The following is a 15,063-nucleotide window of genomic DNA, read 5'->3' on the forward strand; positions in this document are numbered from 1 at the left end:
GACCGTTTTTCCCAGGATGAATGGTTATTGGTGTGATTTCCGGCAACAGCGGCACGGCTTCCGGCAGGCGTTAGGTAGTGGCTTATTTCCATTTGTGTCGCTGAGAGCAGCCTGCTCTCAGTTGAGTACCACCCTATTGCCTCCATGCTCGCGCTATTCATCAAACGACCAGTTCTTTCGCTGGTCATTTCCCTGATTTTCGTGCTACTGGGCGGGCTGGCGTTTTTTTCGCTGCCCATCACGCAGTTTCCCGAAATCGTACCACCCTCGGTTATCGTGACGGCCAAGTACACCGGCGCCAATGCCGAAGTGTGCGCCAAGGCTGTGGCTACGCCGCTGGAGCGCGCCATCAACGGCGTACCGGGTATGACGTACATGTCGACGGTAACCTCCAACAATGGCATCACGGCCATTCAGGTGTTCTTCGAAGTCGGCACCGACCCCGACCTGGCAGCCGTGAACGTGCAGAACCGCGTCACGACCATCATCGACGAGATGCCGGAAGAGGTTATCAAGGCCGGGGTGACCACCGAAAAGGAGGTGAACAGCATGCTGCTCTACCTCAACGTGCTGAGCGACGACCCCGCGGCCGATGAGGAGTTCATTTACAACTTCGCCGACATCAATATCCTGCAGGAGCTCAAGCGCATCGAGGGTGTGGGCCGCGCCGAAATCATGGGCTCCCGCGAGTACTCCATGCGCGTGTGGCTGAAGCCCGACCGCCTGCTGGCCTACGACGTTTCGGCCGACGAAATCGTGGACGCCATTCGGGCCCAGAACGTGGAAGCGGCCCCCGGCCAGACCGGCGAAAGCTCTGGCCAAACCGCCCAAATGCTGCAGTACGTGCTGCGCTACACCGGTAAGTTTTTTGAGCCCGAGCAGTACAAAAACATAGTAGTGCGCGCTAACTCCGACGGCTCCATCCTGCGCCTGAAGGACGTGGCCGAAGTAGAGTTCGGCACCCTGAGCTACGGCATGGCCTCCAAAACCGATGGCCGCGCCTCGGCCGCTATCATGCTGAAGCAGCGCCCGGGCTCCAACGCCCGCGAGGTTATCGAAAACGTGAAAACGCGCATGGCCGAGCTGAAAGGCACGTCGTTTCCGCCCGGCATGACTTACAACATCAGCTACGACGTGTCGCGTTTCCTTGACGCCTCTATTCACGAGGTGATGCGGACGCTGTTTGAGGCCTTCCTGCTGGTGTTTGTGGTGGTGTACCTGTTTTTGCAGGACTGGCGTTCCACGCTTATCCCAGCCCTGGCCGTGCCCGTCGCCCTGATCGGTACGCTGGCCTTCATGCAGGTCTTCGGCTTCTCCATCAACCTGCTCACGCTCTTTGCCTTGGTGCTGGCCATCGGTATCGTGGTCGACAACGCCATTGTGGTGGTGGAAGCCGTGCACGTGAAGATGCACGAGGAGCATTTGTCGGCGCGAAAAGCGACGCTGGCGGCGATGAGCGAAATCGGCGGAGCCATCGTGGCCATCACGCTGGTCATGACGGCCGTGTTCGTGCCGGTAGCCTTTATGTCGGGCCCGGTAGGCGTATTCTACCGGCAGTTTTCGCTGACGCTGGCTATATCCATCGTCATTTCCGGCATCAACGCCCTCACGCTAACGCCGGCCCTGTGTGCCCTGATGCTGAAGCCCACGCACGCCATTGAGGGCGATACGCCGGATGCCCCCGACAGCAAGCGCCCCGGGCTGATGGCTCGGTTCTTCGCCGGCTTCAACCGCTACTACGATGCCCTGGCCCGCAAATACGAAGGCCTGCTGCGCCACATCGCGCCGCGCCGCGGCGTCACGCTGGGTTTGTTCGCGGTGTTCTGCCTCGCTACCTGGGGCCTGAGCCTCATCCTGCCTTCGGGCTTCATCCCGACGGAAGACCAGGGCATGATCTACGTGAACGTAACGGCCCCGCCCGGTGCCACCGTGGAGCGCACCGAAGAAGTACTGGATCAGATTCAGCAGCAAGCCGCCAAGCTAAAACCCGTGGAATCGGTAACGACGCTGGCCGGCTACAGTCTGCTGAACGAAGTGGCCGGTGCCTCTTACGGCATGGGCATGATCAACCTCAAAGCCTGGGATAAGCGCGAAGAGTCGGTCGACGAGCTGATTGCCGAGCTGCGCAAGCGCACGGCTGGCATCCGCGACGCCCGTATCGAGTATTTCTCGCCGCCCACCGTGCCTGGCTTCGGCAACAGCAGCGGTTTCGAGCTGCGCGTGCTTGACAAAACCGGCCGCGGCGACCTGCAGCAGACCGCTGCTGCCACCAACAAGTTCATCACCGCCCTGGCCCGCACGCCCGAAATCGGCTCGGCCTTCACCACCTTCGACGCCAGCTTTCCGCAGTACCTCATTCACGTGGATCAGGAAATGGCGGCCAAGCGCGGCGTGACCGTGGACCGCGCCATGAGCACGCTCCAAACGCTGCTGGGCTCGTTCTATGCCTCCAACTTCATCCGCTTCGGGCAGATGTACAAGGTGATGGTGCAGGCCGCCCCGAACTACCGCGCCACTCCCGAAGACGTGCTGAAGCTCTACGTCAAGAACGACCGCGGCGAGATGGTGCCGTACTCGACTTTCCTGACCATGGAGCGCGTGTACGGCCCCGAGCAGCTCACGCGCTACAACATGTACACCTCGGCCATGCTCAACGGCGACGCCGCGCCCGGTTTCTCGTCCGGCGAAGCCATTGCGGCCGCTGAGCGCGTGGCCACCAAAGAGCTACCGCGCGGCTACAGCTACGAATGGTCGGGCATGACGCGGGAACAAATTCTCTCCGGCAACCAGGCCGTGTACGTGTTCCTGATGGTAATCGTGTTTGTGTACCTGCTGCTGGCCGCCCAGTATGAAAGCTTCCTGCTGCCGCTGCCGGTGCTGCTTTCGCTGCCCACGGGCGTATTCGGGGCTTTCCTGTCGCTGAAGCTACTGGGACTGGAAAACAACATTTACGCCCAAGTGGCGCTGGTAATGCTGGTGGGGCTGCTCGGAAAGAATGCTATCCTCATCATCGAAGTGGCCAATCAACGCCGTCAAGAAGGTGCTTCGGTGCTGGAATCGGCTATCGAAGGAGCAGTGTCGCGTTTGCGGCCTATTCTGATGACTTCCTTCGCCTTCATTGCCGGTCTGATTCCGCTTTGCATTGCCTCGGGCGCGGGGGCGCTCGGCAACCGCTCCATCGGTACGGCGGCGGCAGGTGGCATGCTCATCGGTACGCTGTTTGGCGTGGTGGTGATTCCGGGCCTCTACGTGCTCTTTGCCTCCATGAGTAAGCCAGCTATTGACGAGGATGAAGCTGATGCCGAGCACGCGGAACACATGATGCGGCACCTCAAGCCCACGCAGGCATAGGCACGCCCAGAGTTTTATACTGCTGACGAACACACAAGTGCTTAACTGCCGCTTCGTCTTTATCGGACGGAGAGGCGCTCGAAAGGCGCGAATTACCACCATGGCTTACGCACGCTTCTATATTTTCCTGTTTCTGCTCACCGGGGCTTTGCTCAGTGGCTGCAAAGTAGTTGAGCCCACGCCGCCACGCGTCAGCGCCGCGCTGCCGGCCTCTTTTGGGCCCGTAGCTGCCACCGACTCCGTTAGCATCGCCGAGCGGCCCTGGCGGGCGTTCTTCAATGACCAGCAGCTAGTCGGGCTCATTGATACGGCTTTGCAGAACAGCCCCGATCTGCAGATAGCGGTGCAGCGCATAGAGCAGGCGCGGGCGTCGGTTATTGCGGCCCGCGGAGCCCTGCTGCCCAGCGTAAATGGGGTGGCCGCCGCGGGCGTGGACCGCTGGGGCGACTACACCCTAAACGGTGTCGGCAACTTCGACACCAACCTTTCGCCCAACATCGACCAACAGCGGCGCATTCCTACGCCCGTCACGCCCGATTATTTTCTGGGCCTGCGCAGCTCCTGGGAAATCGACCTGTGGGGCAAGCTGCGCCAACGCCGGCGGGCTGCTTCCGCCAGGCTGCTGGCCACGGAGCAAGCCCGTCACTTAGTCGTTACCTCGCTGGTGGCGCAAGTGGCTAGCCTGTATTACGATCTGCTGGCCCTCGACAACGAGCTGGATGTACTTCGGCGCAACGCTGAGTACCAGCAGCGCGCCCTGGAAATCATTCGGGTGCAAAAGCAAGCCGGCCGCGCTACCGAGCTAGCGGTACAGCAGTTCAGCGCTCAGTTGCTGCGCACCCAGGTTCTGGAGCTGCAAGCGCAGCAGCGCATTGTGCAAGCCGAAAACCAGCTCAATCAGCTGCTTGGTCGCTACCCGCGCCGGATAGCTCGCGGTAAACCTATTCGGCAGCAGCCGCTACCCGACACCGTTTCGGCGGGCATTCCAGCGCGGGCTCTGCTGCGCCGGCCCGACATCCGGCAGGCCGAGCTGGAGTTGGCCGCTACCCGGGCCGATGTATCGGCGGCGCGGGCTGCGTTTCTGCCCTCACTCACCATTACACCTTACGCGGGCCTAAATGCTTTTAGCGGCTCGCTGTTGTTCAAGCCGGAGTCGGTGGCCTTCGGTCTCCTGAGCGGTTTAACGGCTCCGGTGGTTAACCGAACCGGGCTGAAAGCCGATTACCGCCGCGCCACCGCCGCCGACCGGGAGGCCTTTTTCGCCTATCAGCGTGCCCTGCAAGCGGGTTTCCGCGAGGTGCACACCAATATTCGCGGCTTGGCTTATTACCGCCGTGCCTATGCGCTGAAACAGCAGGAGGTTGCCTCGCTTACCCGAGCCGTGGACGCAGCCAACGACCTGTACGTGGCTGGGCGGGCCAATTACTTGGAAGTCATCACCGCGCAGCGCAGCGTGCTCGATGCCGAGCTGGAAGCCACCAGCCTGCGCAAGGAACAATTCCAACTGCTTATTGATCTGTACCGTGCCTTGGGCGGAGGCTGGAATGAGGTGCCTAATCAGTGAGGTGCCTAATCAGTAAGGACGGCTCCAGGAGGCCAATAACTAACGAAACCCGTCCGGCTACACGCCAATGCCCATGCACGTAGCTGGACGGGTCGAGAGACGGGTGCGTCAAACGATTGGGCTTAGTTAATGTTTTTTAATGCGTGGCTAATACTGCTTTAACGTGGCAGGGACACCTTTATAAGTTGGACCTCGTCCAATACCCTGCATTCCGCGTAAGTATTCATAAGTCCTAATGTTACTGCGGGCCTTAGGCTGCTCATGCAAAAGCCTTCAGAACCTGGAACTCTGTTCCGGGCATGTTTCACCTAATCCTCAAGCATGTCACGAACTATAATCGTCTCCAACCGTCTTCCGACCAAAGTCCAGCGCACCGACGAGGGTCTTACTTTTCAGCCCAGCGAAGGCGGCCTGGCCACCGGTCTGGGCTCCATTTACCGCGCCGGCGACAACGTGTGGGTGGGCTGGCCGGGCTTGTTTGTGGAGGATGTGGCGGAGCAGGAGTTCGTGACCGATCAGCTGCGCGCCAACAGCATGGCGCCGGTATTCCTTACCGAAACCGAAATCCGGGATTACTACGAAGGCTTCAGCAACGAGCTGCTGTGGCCCACGTTCCACTACTTCGCCCAGTACGCCGTGTACGACGACGCGCTGTGGGAAGCCTACGTAGCCGTAAACGAGAAATTCTGCCGCGCCGTGCTGGAGCTGGCCGGTCCCGAAGACACCATTTGGGTGCACGATTACCAGCTATTGCTGCTGCCCCAGATGCTGCGCAAAGTGCGGCCGCAGGCCACTATCGGCTTCTTCCTGCACATTCCGTTTCCCTCGCAGGAGCTCATTCGGGTGCTGCCCTGGCGCACGCAGCTGCTGGAAGGTCTGCTCGGGGCTGATCTGATCGGTTTTCACACCTTCGGCTACATGCGGCACTTCCTCAGCTCGGTGTCGCAGCTGCTGGGCCTGCCCACCCAAAACGGCCAGATCGAGACGCCCACCCGCACCGTCACCGTCGATGCGTTTCCCATGGGCATTGACTACGGCCGTTATTCTAAGGCCGCCGATTCGGAAGCCGTCATCGAGTACGAACATACCTACCGCGAAGTATTACGCGACACGCGCGTCATTCTCTCCATCGACCGGCTCGATTACACCAAGGGCATTGCTCAGCGCCTGCGCGCCTTCGAGCTGCTGCTGCAGCGCTACCCCGAGTGGCGCGGGCAGGTATGTCTGCTGATGGTAGTGGTGCCCTCACGCGACCAGGTAGCGCAGTACAAGGAGTTGAAGGAGGAAATCGACGAGCTGGTAGGCCGCATCAACTCCCAATACCGCACCATCGGCTGGAATCCCATTCATTACTTCTACCGCTCCTTTCCCTTCGACGAGCTGGTGGCGCTTTATCGCCTGGCTGAAGTGGGCCTCGTTACGCCCATGCGCGACGGCATGAATCTGGTAGCCAAGGAGTTTGTTGCCTGCAAAACCAATGGCCGCGGCGTACTCATTCTAAGCGAGCGGGCCGGCGCCGCCCGCGAACTGTCCGATGCGCTCATCATCAACCCCACCGACACCGGCCAGCTAGCCGAAGCCATGCAGGAGGCGCTGATAATGCACGAAGAAGACCAGGAGCAGCGCTTAGCCGCCATGCAAGCCTTGGTGCGCCAGTACGATGTATTTGAGTGGACCAAGCTGTTTATGGCCCGTCTGGAGTACGCCAAGCAGCGGCAGCTCACCCTGGCTACCACTCTGCTCGACCCCGCCACCAGCCGCGGGGTGGTGGAGCATTACGACAAGACCAAGCAGCGCCTGTTGCTGCTCGATTACGACGGTACGCTGGCGCCGTTTCATCCCAATCCGCAGCGTGCCCAGCCCGACCAAGAACTGCGCCTGCTGCTGCGCGCCCTCACCGACGACGCGCGCAATCGGGTGGTAATTATCTCGGGCCGCGACCGGAACACCCTGGAAAGCTGGCTCGGCCACCTGCCGCTCAATTTTATTGCCGAGCACGGCGTGTGGCTGCGCGCAGTGGGGGAGGAGTGGACCCTTTTTCAGGAGCTACGCGCCGACTGGAAGCAGGAAATCCGGCCCGTGCTGGAGCTGTACGTGCGCCGCACCGCTGGCTCCTTTATCGAGGAGAAAGACTTTTCCCTGGTGTGGCATTTCCGCCGCGCAGACCCCGAACTGGGCCAGCAGCGCGCCCGGGAGCTGATGAGCCACCTCACCTTCCTCGCTTCCAATACCGAGTTGCAGGTACTTGAGGGCAATAAAGTGGTCGAAATCAAAAACTCAGGCATCAACAAGGGCGCCGCCGCCTCGCGCTGGATTGCGTCCCTGCAACCCGACTTTATCCTTACCATTGGCGACGACCGCACGGACGAGGATACTTTCCGGGCCATGCCAGCGGAGGCCTACACCGTGAAAGTAGGCGGGGCGCCCCGCTCCCTGGCCCGCTACCACGTAACCAGTGTGGCGGAGGTGCGCAATCTGCTGCGGCGGTTATTGTAGCCTAATCAAGGCTGATACCAGGAAAATTAGGGGCTAACGCCATCATAAAGGGCGTTTTAATCTTTTCTAATGTGGTTCTAATAAGGTTTTAACCCCTAGCGTACTTATTGGGGTTAGAAAGAGCTGATTTACAGCAAGCGTGAACAGGATGAATGTGCATGGAGGTACTACTTTATAGCAATAGGCTTCGCCACCGACTTCATGCGCATTCATTCCGTTCAGTTGCCGCACAGCAGTCTATTGATTTTGAGTGGCACCCCGCTCAAAGAAGATGCCGGTGCGCTACTTGCCAAGATCAAGCATGCTTCGGCCGATCGGTGCCCCAGCATCTGGATCGATGGCAGCAACTTGGTGGCACTGCCCGAGGCCATGGTGCGCTTGCTGTTGCGTTGTGGCCGTTTGCTGCACCAGCAAGGCCAACGGTTGGTGCTCTGCCATCTATCGCCCGAGGTGCGCCGCAGCTTTCCGCCTGAAAGACGCTCCTTGATGCCGAACAACTCTCTCTGCTGCCCCGCCAATAAGCTGCCCGCAAGCCACTGCCCCCATTGCTCCTGACCTTTTCCCCACCTGCTGCACCGACAGCGGGAACAAGCGTGATGCTTGCTATTGCCTGCAATGACCCGCGAACAACTTTCCCAGATTGGCTTCCTGCGTTCGGACTGGATTCCGAGCGGCACCCGTTATCAGCAAGGCGAATTGTACGTTCGCATGACCGAGCAGGGCAGTTTGCGCCTGTTTTTCCCAAAGGGTTTCGGCGGCGAGCTGGAAATATCGTCGGGCAACCTGTACGAGCCCATCATTCACTTTTCCGGCCGCCTGGCCGATACCACCGCTATCCTCGCCTTGCTGGAGCCGTTACTCTGATTTCGGCTCGGCGTTCTACAGCGGTTCCAGTTGCCGGTTGACGCGCCGTGCCCAACGCACAAACTGCAGTACCAGCAGCACCTTGGCCAGCAAAGTGCTGCCCAGTCCTACGAGCAGAGTGCCATCGGCGAGCCCCGGTGCTAGTTGCAGAAGCTTAAAGCAGACGCCTAAGCCCAGCAGTACCAGCCCACCCAGCAGCAGCAAGAGTAATTTCCAGAAAGTCATAGGCTGAGTTATGAAGCGTGGTAGTGACTGGGGTTAATGTGACATTTTATTACAACGAACGCAATAGCGAGGTAGTGTTTCTACTAAATATTAGGTGTAGTGAATAGACCTTAATCCTATACCGCATAGGCTTATGAAAGTAACTCGGCAATAACAAACTGTTTGTTAGTCAGGTATCAAAGTGAAATTTATCGAGATAAACCCATGAATACATTTCGTCAATTTCTAACTGGCAGTGTGCTCGTTGTGCTGGCCTCCGCTTGCTCTGTTTTTGACTCTGGCTCGAGTACCAGTGCTTCGTCGACTTCGGGCTCCATGATAGTTAATCAGAGCCAACAGCAGGTAGAAACGCTGCGCGCCGAAATTCGCGAGCAAGAACGCCTTACGGAAGAAGCTAAACTGCGCGCCAAAAGCGAAGAAGAAAGGCTGGCAGCCAAAAAGCACCAGCTCAAGGCGGCAGAGCGCGAGTTGAAAGCCGACCGCCTCCGGAGCGGCAACTAACAGACAGTTTAGGCAAAGGCTGGAGAAGGGAAGCTGAGCCCGCAGCGCGGGGGCTGTACCAGTGCCATCTTAGCGGATGGCCGGTATGGCCCCCGCGCTTGGTTTGGAGCCTTCGTGGTTACATCAGCTCGTTTCATGCTATGAATCTTCGAAAAGAGGGCTTATTGGGATGAGGATGTAGTTTCACAGGATGAAATACCACCAGCTGATTATAAACTTTGAGGATAGCGCCGCAACTCATGAAGCTGTAACCGAATTGCTCGGCGTCATGCCTGAGCCCAATGTTTACAGCACCTGGATGTACATGGTATCGGTGGATGAAGAGAAGCAATACTTCGATTTTGTCAACATCTTCTTAGACTTGCTGGAGGGTAAATACGAAGCGCTGGCCCGACTTGGCATTCAACGAGACGATATTCTCTTCTGGCTGGTATATGAGTACCATGAGCAATGTAGCCTGTCATTCTCGGCACAGGAAATGAAAAGGCTGGGCGAAAGTGGCATAGCCTTGAACATTGATTGCCATAAAAAACAGAGCACCGAGTAGCCAATTATTAAAACCAAACCGCCCCGCCGGAGATAAGCTCCAGCGGGGCGGTTTCGCTAATTAACGTCGACTCGAAAGCCTACAAGTGAATTACCTCACCGTAAGCTGCGGCGGCAGCTTCCATCACCGCTTCCGACATCGTGGGGTGGGGGTGAATGGCCTTGATGATTTCGTGGCCGGTGGTTTCGAGCTTGCGCGCCACTACGGCTTCGGCAATCATATCCGTTACGCCCGCGCCGATCATGTGGGCGCCCAGCCACTCGCCGTACTTCTTGTCGAAGATGACTTTTACGAAGCCGTCCTTAGCACCCGAGGCCGAAGCCTTACCGGAAGCCGAGAAGGGGAATTTGCCCACCAGCACGTCGTAGCCCTGCTTGCGAGCTTCCTCTTCGGTGAGGCCCACCGAGGCAATTTCGGGGTAGCAGTAGGTGCAGCCGGGAATGTTGCCGTAGTTGATGGGCTCGGGGTGATGTCCCGCAATGGCTTCTACGCAGGTAATACCCTCGGCCGAGGCCACGTGCGCCAGCGCCGGACCGGGCACGATGTCGCCGATGGCGTAGATGCCGGGCACGTTGGTGCGGTAGTACTCGTCCACCTTGATGCGGCCTTTCTCCACCGTGATGCCCAACTCTTCCAGGCCCAGGTTTTCGAGGTTCGGCTGAATGCCCACGGCGCTGAGCACCACGTCGGCTTCCATCTGCTGTTCGCCCTTGGCGGTTTTGATGGTCACTTTGCAGCCTGCGCCGCTGGTGTCCACCTTCTCCACCGAAGCGTTGGTCATGATGTCGATGCCCGACTTCTTAAACGAACGCTCCAGCTGCTTCGATACCTCTTCGTCTTCCACCGGCACGATGCGCGGCATGAACTCCACGATGGTCACCTTGGTACCCATGGTGGCATAGAAGTAAGCAAACTCGACGCCGATAGCGCCCGAGCCTACCACTACCATTGACTTGGGCTGCTCGGGCAAGACCATGGCTTGGCGGTAACCGATGATTTTTTTGCCATCGATGGGCAGGTTCGGCAGCTCCCGGGCGCGGGCGCCGGTGGCCAGAATGATGTGCTTAGCCTGTACCGTTTCGCTGCCGCCGTCGGCTTTGGTCACGGCCACTTCGCCGGACTTGGTCACCTTGGCCGTGCCGCTGATGACGTCTACCTTGTTCTTCTTCAGCAGGAAGGTCACGCCCTTGCTCATGCCATCGGCCACGCCGCGGCTGCGCTTTACCACGGCCGCGAAGTCGTAGCCCACGTTGTCGGCCGAGAGACCGTAATCCTGCGGGTGTTTCAGGTAATCAAATACTTGGGCCGACTTCAGCAGGGCTTTCGTCGGGATGCAGCCCCAGTTGAGGCAGATGCCGCCGAGCGATTCGCGCTCTATCACGCCTACTTTCAAGCCAAGCTGGGAAGCGCGAATGGCCGCTACGTAGCCGCCGGGGCCCGAGCCAATCACGACTACGTCGTATTGCAATGCCATAAAGATTGTCTGATGGGGAAAAGTGGCAAAAGAAGCCCGGCCCTGCCGAGCCGGACGGGCAAAGATAGCCACCCCGCTCATACGGCCCCAATAAGTGGTACCTATCGGCCGGGCAGCCGTATACAGAACAGGAAAGCCGCCAATTGAGCTTTCCCGTTTTTACTTTCTTTTTTCCTGACCTCCATGAACATCTCTATACATTCTTGGCGAATAATGAGCGGCGCGCTCTTTGTGCTGCTAACGGCACAATGTTCTGCCACCCGCGAAAACGAGTCGCCGACCATGGCGGCCCGTGCCCGCATGGACGAGGCCCAAGTGGCCGCCGCCGTCGATTCTAGCCGAATGGGCACTACGAGCCCGATGGCCGCACTCAGTAGCACCGGCCTTGCTGAGCCCGCGGCGCCCGCTACCGCGGCAGCCACTGCATACGTAGCCCCCGCTGCACCAGCCAAGCGCACCAACGCCGACTTTCGCGCCGACCTCCGTACCGCCGATGCGGCTCTGAAATCGAATCCGCGGAACGCCGATGCCTTGCTAGCCCGCGGCCGGGCCAAGGCTCAGTTCAAGGATTACCGCAATGCCCTGACGGATTTTAATGCGGCGCTGCGCATCAAAGCCGCTAACCCCGACGCTTTGTATAACCGGGGCCTGACGCGCATCCGGTTGCGCGAGTACAACCCCGCCATCAGCGACTTCACCAAGGTGCTACGCTACCGCCCCGACGATAAGGAAGCCTTGTTTGGGCGTGGAGTGGCCAAAATGGAATTAGGGAACTTCAAAGGAGCACTGCCTGATTTTACGAAAGCCATCGAGCAGGATGGCAGTTATGCCGACGCCTATGAGTACCGGGGTATTTGCTACTCGTCGCTCAACAAACCGGAGCAAGCCCGGCAAGACCTCGAACGCGCGGCACAGCTCAATCCGGATGCTACCAAGTCGCTGCGGCGCTACGTCGGTCGATAATCAATCGATATAAATCACCGGGCCGCCGGCCCTGCTGTTTAGCAGGAGCCGGCGGCCCGGTGATTTATTTGTCCACGTATGGGGCTAGTGCTTGAGTCAGTTGCGGGCCCGGCACCACACCGGACTGCCGCCACACGGGCTGACCTTTGTGAAACAATATCAGCGTGGGAATGCCCTGTACCCGGAACTGCTGCGCCGCGGCCGGATTGCGGTCCACATCTACTTTGATGACTTTGATCTTGCCTTGGTGCTGCTCCGCCACCTGCTGCAGAATGGGCGCCATGGCTTTGCATGGGCCGCACCAGTCGGCGTAAAAGTCGACCAGCACGGGCATGCCAGGACTGTTGATAAGCTCAGCAAAAGATTTCTTGGCCATAAGTCAGACAAATCGTTGATGGTCGCGAAAGTATACGGCGCAGCGTGGCTCAAGTCGACCCCAACGAAAAAGCCCGGTCCTCAGGACCGGGCTTTTTCGTTGGGTGGTTAAAGGGGGGGTTATTTGCGGTCTACTACCGTAACATCATTGGCTACGGTGGGCAGCACAAACCGGCCGCCACCTACTTTCTTGCCCGATACTTCGCAGTGCCACACGTAGTTGCCCGGCGAGCTGTTGGCCGCGATGCCGGCATCGGTCTGAAAGTAATCAGCTTCGGTGGCAGGCGAAGGGAATACTACATCTACCCCGTTCTGGCCTTTTTCTACGGATTTTACCAGCGAGTATTGCTTACCAGTAGTTTGGTTCAGAACCACAAACTTGGCCGAGTAAGAACCTAGCTGGCCAAACTTGTCAGATATGCCAATCTTCACGTAGGCATCGGTGGATACGAGCCAAGTCTGGGCTTGAGCGCGCGGCGCACAGAGCAAAAGCACGAGCAACAACCCAGCAAGGCTGCTCAAGCGCTTCCACATGGTGAAAGTAGATTTGTTCATAGGGCGGAAGTAAAGGAGGATGAAAAATTTCGGAGTGAAAAAGCGGGGAAACAAACAAAAGCCGGAAGCTATTGGCTGATATGGAAGTCAGGTGCACCACAAGAGAGCAACTGATTTGGTGGTTAAGAGCACAAAGCCACGATGCTGCAACACCGCACTTTATATCAAATATATAAATCTGGTAAGCGTCCTGTAAAGTACAAGGTCCTTTTTTTTAATCAAATATTTTTGGCAGGGGTGGGGGCATCCCAGGCTTAGGTCACTACGTAGCTTCATTTTGTGGCTCGACGTCGTATAATGAATTGGCAAAACGCCCAGCCCTCGTCGGAGCTGGTGTGCCAGCTTTGCGAGCGGCAGGTGGCGCACGTGTCGCGTCACCACTTGATACCACGCGAGGAAGGTGGCCGGTATGGGCCTACTATCGATCTGTGTCAGCCCTGCCATAGTTCGGTTCATTTGTTTTTGAGCAACAAAGAGCTGGCCAAGCAATACCATTCCGTGGAAGCCCTGCGCGAGGCCGAAGAGCTGCAGAAGTATCTGCACTGGATCAGACGCAGCCGCGTGGAGCGCATTTCCAACCGTCGGCGCCGGCGCTGAGTGACCTGGTTGCCGTTACTTTGCCGTTGCATGCCTGATTTCACTTTCTTGCCCTTTGCGCAAGCCCGCCGCGTGGCGGCCGAGACGGTAGTGGTCGATAGCCTGCTGCCGCGGGCAGCTCTTACGCTGGCGCACTGGCGTGGTGCCCCCACGCCCGACGCCTTTCGCGATGATACCAGCGCCGGCTCGGTGCTTCGGACCCTCCACTCACCGCCCGAGGCCCTGGCCAAGTGCCGGTTTGTTACCACGAATCATTTTGACGTCGATGGGTTCGTTGGCGTATGGTCATTATTGCATCCGGAGCAAGCCCGACAGTACCGGCAGCTGTTGCGCCTTATGGCAGTGCTGGGCGACTTCCGGGAACTGGACTGGCAGGATCCGCTGGCCGATCAAGCCTTGAAGCTCGTGTGTTGGCTAAATGCTAAGGAGAAGGAGCTGTTTTACCCGCCCTTTGGTGCCCCCGAACTTCGGCGCCGTGAAGACGAGGCTTCGGCGGAGAAATTTGCGTGGTTTCTGCCTGCGTTCGGCGAGGTGCTGCACGACCCCGATCGGGACCGTGCCGTCTGGGAGCCTGAGTACAATCGGATAACTGCTGCCACGACCATTATGCAGAGCCCGGCAACGCAGTTGCACCGCTACCCCGGCATTGGCCTGCTGGTGGTACACACGCCCGAACCGTTGCCGTACTATGCCTTATTTGGGCCCACCACTGGCTACGACATCGTACTCAGCTGCTACAGTGGGCAGCGTTACGAGCTGGAATACAAGTACACCACGTGGATTGATCTGGAATCGCGCCCGACGCGGCCGCGCCTGCCACTGCTACCGCTAGCCGAGCGCCTGAACTCCTTGGAAACCACCGCCCACCCATGGGCCTGCGACGCCATCACCGATACCGGCCCGCTGCTGCGCCTCTTGGGCCGCACCTTAAGCAAAGTACAGCGCTACGCCGACCCCGATCAGCGGCCCATCTACGCTTCATCGATTGAAGCCGCCACGCTAGAGCAGGAAGTAGTACAGTTTTTTCGGCTGCAGTACGCGGGCATCGAGCCGCGGCGCTATTGGACGTGGGAAGATGTCAGGACCGTCGGCGCGGCAGTTACTCCGTAGTGGCTAAGTCGCGAATAACAGGCACATCCCTGCTTACGCAGCGGTAAGAGCCACTGACATCAACGCCGTAACCAAAGCCGCAGCTAAACGGATCGGCAGCAACCAGCGGTAGTTGATGCACTATCAGTCGTCCGGGTTCAAAGGTGAATGTGAGGCGGCAGGTCGTAAAATCGGGGTGCGTATATACCGCGGTTCGTCCGTCGAAGGTAAGGGTGTCGACGAAGCTGCCAGAGTTGTGGCTGCCGGCTCCTACGTCGTAATACAAGCACAGCGCAAGCCGGTTGGCGCGCAACCGCTTTACCCGAATCTCACCCCTCGGCCCGTGCCGTTCGCCCCGGCGCTGATCGACAGGCGCGTTTAGCCGATATGTACCGGTAGGATCAACGGACGTCAGCCCTACCACTGTCGATAGCACTAAAGCGAGTACCGGAAGCAGCATTA

15 protein-coding genes are annotated in these 15,063 nt (G+C 58.8%); 10 read left to right on the top strand and 5 right to left on the bottom strand.

The window, feature by feature from the left end; all coding sequences use genetic code 11:
* Nucleotides 1–144 precede the first annotated feature (144 nt).
* The 5 genes from AC5FXY_RS08240 to AC5FXY_RS08260 all read left to right on the top strand — a co-directional run bounded on the left by AC5FXY_RS08240 (nt 145) and on the right by AC5FXY_RS08260 (nt 8,275).
* Nucleotides 145–3,351, top strand: a complete 3,207-nt coding sequence (locus AC5FXY_RS08240) for an efflux RND transporter permease subunit (RefSeq protein WP_493556180.1) — start codon at nt 145–147, stop codon at nt 3,349–3,351.
* Between the two features lie 100 nt (nt 3,352–3,451).
* Nucleotides 3,452–4,915, top strand: coding sequence for an efflux transporter outer membrane subunit (locus tag AC5FXY_RS08245; RefSeq protein ID WP_493556181.1), 1,464 nt, complete (start codon nt 3,452–3,454; stop codon nt 4,913–4,915).
* 321 nt (nt 4,916–5,236) lie between these two features.
* Nucleotides 5,237–7,411, top strand: a complete 2,175-nt coding sequence (locus tag AC5FXY_RS08250; protein ID WP_493556182.1) for a bifunctional alpha,alpha-trehalose-phosphate synthase (UDP-forming)/trehalose-phosphatase — start codon at nt 5,237–5,239, stop codon at nt 7,409–7,411.
* Between the two features lie 201 nt (nt 7,412–7,612).
* On the top strand, nt 7,613–7,966 hold the full coding sequence (locus AC5FXY_RS08255) for a hypothetical protein (protein ID WP_493556183.1): 354 nt from the start codon (nt 7,613–7,615) through the stop codon (nt 7,964–7,966).
* A gap of 60 nt (nt 7,967–8,026) precedes the next feature.
* A complete protein-coding gene (locus tag AC5FXY_RS08260) occupies nt 8,027–8,275 on the top strand; it encodes a hypothetical protein (protein WP_493556184.1) in 249 nt (82 codons plus the stop codon).
* Between the two features lie 15 nt (nt 8,276–8,290).
* Here AC5FXY_RS08260 and AC5FXY_RS08265 read toward each other — a convergent pair whose 3' ends face one another.
* A complete protein-coding gene (locus AC5FXY_RS08265) occupies nt 8,291–8,500 on the bottom strand; it encodes a hypothetical protein (RefSeq protein WP_493556185.1) in 210 nt (69 codons plus the stop codon).
* 204 nt (nt 8,501–8,704) lie between these two features.
* Here AC5FXY_RS08265 and AC5FXY_RS08270 point away from each other — a divergent pair, with 204 nt between their 5' ends.
* On the top strand, nt 8,705–9,001 hold the full coding sequence (locus AC5FXY_RS08270; RefSeq protein WP_493556186.1) for a hypothetical protein: 297 nt from the start codon (nt 8,705–8,707) through the stop codon (nt 8,999–9,001).
* Nucleotides 9,002–9,191: 190 nt separating this feature from the next.
* Nucleotides 9,192–9,548, top strand: coding sequence for a hypothetical protein (locus tag AC5FXY_RS08275; protein ID WP_493556187.1), 357 nt, complete (start codon nt 9,192–9,194; stop codon nt 9,546–9,548).
* 79 nt (nt 9,549–9,627) lie between these two features.
* On the opposite strand, the gene lpdA is transcribed toward AC5FXY_RS08275, so the two are convergent.
* On the bottom strand, nt 9,628–11,022 hold the full coding sequence (lpdA, locus tag AC5FXY_RS08280) for a dihydrolipoyl dehydrogenase (RefSeq protein ID WP_493556188.1): 1,395 nt from the start codon (nt 11,020–11,022) through the stop codon (nt 9,628–9,630).
* Between the two features lie 183 nt (nt 11,023–11,205).
* On the opposite strand from lpdA, the gene AC5FXY_RS08285 reads away from it, so the two are divergent.
* On the top strand, nt 11,206–11,985 hold the full coding sequence (locus AC5FXY_RS08285) for a tetratricopeptide repeat protein (RefSeq protein ID WP_493556189.1): 780 nt from the start codon (nt 11,206–11,208) through the stop codon (nt 11,983–11,985).
* Nucleotides 11,986–12,049: 64 nt separating this feature from the next.
* Here the strand turns inward: AC5FXY_RS08285 and trxA are convergent, their stop codons facing one another.
* On the bottom strand, nt 12,050–12,361 hold the full coding sequence (gene trxA, locus AC5FXY_RS08290) for a thioredoxin (protein WP_493556190.1): 312 nt from the start codon (nt 12,359–12,361) through the stop codon (nt 12,050–12,052).
* Between the two features lie 119 nt (nt 12,362–12,480).
* Complete coding sequence (locus AC5FXY_RS08295; RefSeq protein WP_493556191.1) at nt 12,481–12,915, bottom strand: hypothetical protein; 435 nt, start codon at nt 12,913–12,915, stop codon at nt 12,481–12,483.
* Between the two features lie 279 nt (nt 12,916–13,194).
* Here AC5FXY_RS08295 and AC5FXY_RS08300 point away from each other — a divergent pair, with 279 nt between their 5' ends.
* Nucleotides 13,195–13,512 carry an HNH endonuclease gene (locus AC5FXY_RS08300; RefSeq protein WP_493556192.1) on the top strand — a complete coding sequence of 106 codons (318 nt, stop codon included), beginning with the start codon at nt 13,195–13,197 and terminating at the stop codon, nt 13,510–13,512.
* Between the two features lie 30 nt (nt 13,513–13,542).
* Nucleotides 13,543–14,622: a DUF6687 family protein gene (locus AC5FXY_RS08305; RefSeq protein ID WP_493556193.1), complete on the top strand. Its 1,080-nt coding sequence runs from the start codon at nt 13,543–13,545 to the stop codon at nt 14,620–14,622.
* Here AC5FXY_RS08305 and AC5FXY_RS08310 read toward each other — a convergent pair.
* The gene (locus tag AC5FXY_RS08310; protein WP_493556194.1) at nt 14,612–15,061 is read right to left on the bottom strand and encodes a hypothetical protein; all 450 of its coding nucleotides are present in this window, start codon (nt 15,059–15,061) and stop codon (nt 14,612–14,614) included. The genes AC5FXY_RS08305 and AC5FXY_RS08310 overlap by 11 nt on opposite strands.
* Nucleotides 15,062–15,063: the final 2 nt, after the last annotated feature.

Source organism: Hymenobacter sp. FMD4 (assembly GCF_058932745.1).

Excerpts from the sequence above, each read along its gene's own strand:
- AC5FXY_RS08240 (WP_493556180.1), top strand. The coding sequence starts at position 145 with ATGCTCGCGCTATTCATCAAACGACCAGTTCTTTCGCTGGTCATTTCC.
- AC5FXY_RS08245 (WP_493556181.1), top strand. The coding sequence starts at position 3,452 with ATGGCTTACGCACGCTTCTATATTTTCCTGTTTCTGCTCACCGGGGCT.
- AC5FXY_RS08250 (WP_493556182.1), top strand. The coding sequence starts at position 5,237 with ATGTCACGAACTATAATCGTCTCCAACCGTCTTCCGACCAAAGTCCAG.
- AC5FXY_RS08255 (WP_493556183.1), top strand. The coding sequence starts at position 7,613 with ATGCGCATTCATTCCGTTCAGTTGCCGCACAGCAGTCTATTGATTTTG.
- AC5FXY_RS08260 (WP_493556184.1), top strand. The coding sequence starts at position 8,027 with ATGACCCGCGAACAACTTTCCCAGATTGGCTTCCTGCGTTCGGACTGG.
- AC5FXY_RS08265 (WP_493556185.1), bottom strand. The coding sequence starts at position 8,500 with ATGACTTTCTGGAAATTACTCTTGCTGCTGCTGGGTGGGCTGGTACTG.
- AC5FXY_RS08270 (WP_493556186.1), top strand. The coding sequence starts at position 8,705 with ATGAATACATTTCGTCAATTTCTAACTGGCAGTGTGCTCGTTGTGCTG.
- AC5FXY_RS08275 (WP_493556187.1), top strand. The coding sequence starts at position 9,192 with ATGAAATACCACCAGCTGATTATAAACTTTGAGGATAGCGCCGCAACT.
- lpdA (WP_493556188.1), bottom strand. The coding sequence starts at position 11,022 with ATGGCATTGCAATACGACGTAGTCGTGATTGGCTCGGGCCCCGGCGGC.
- AC5FXY_RS08285 (WP_493556189.1), top strand. The coding sequence starts at position 11,206 with ATGAACATCTCTATACATTCTTGGCGAATAATGAGCGGCGCGCTCTTT.
- trxA (WP_493556190.1), bottom strand. The coding sequence starts at position 12,361 with ATGGCCAAGAAATCTTTTGCTGAGCTTATCAACAGTCCTGGCATGCCC.
- AC5FXY_RS08295 (WP_493556191.1), bottom strand. The coding sequence starts at position 12,915 with ATGAACAAATCTACTTTCACCATGTGGAAGCGCTTGAGCAGCCTTGCT.
- AC5FXY_RS08305 (WP_493556193.1), top strand. The coding sequence starts at position 13,543 with ATGCCTGATTTCACTTTCTTGCCCTTTGCGCAAGCCCGCCGCGTGGCG.
- AC5FXY_RS08310 (WP_493556194.1), bottom strand. The coding sequence starts at position 15,061 with ATGCTGCTTCCGGTACTCGCTTTAGTGCTATCGACAGTGGTAGGGCTG.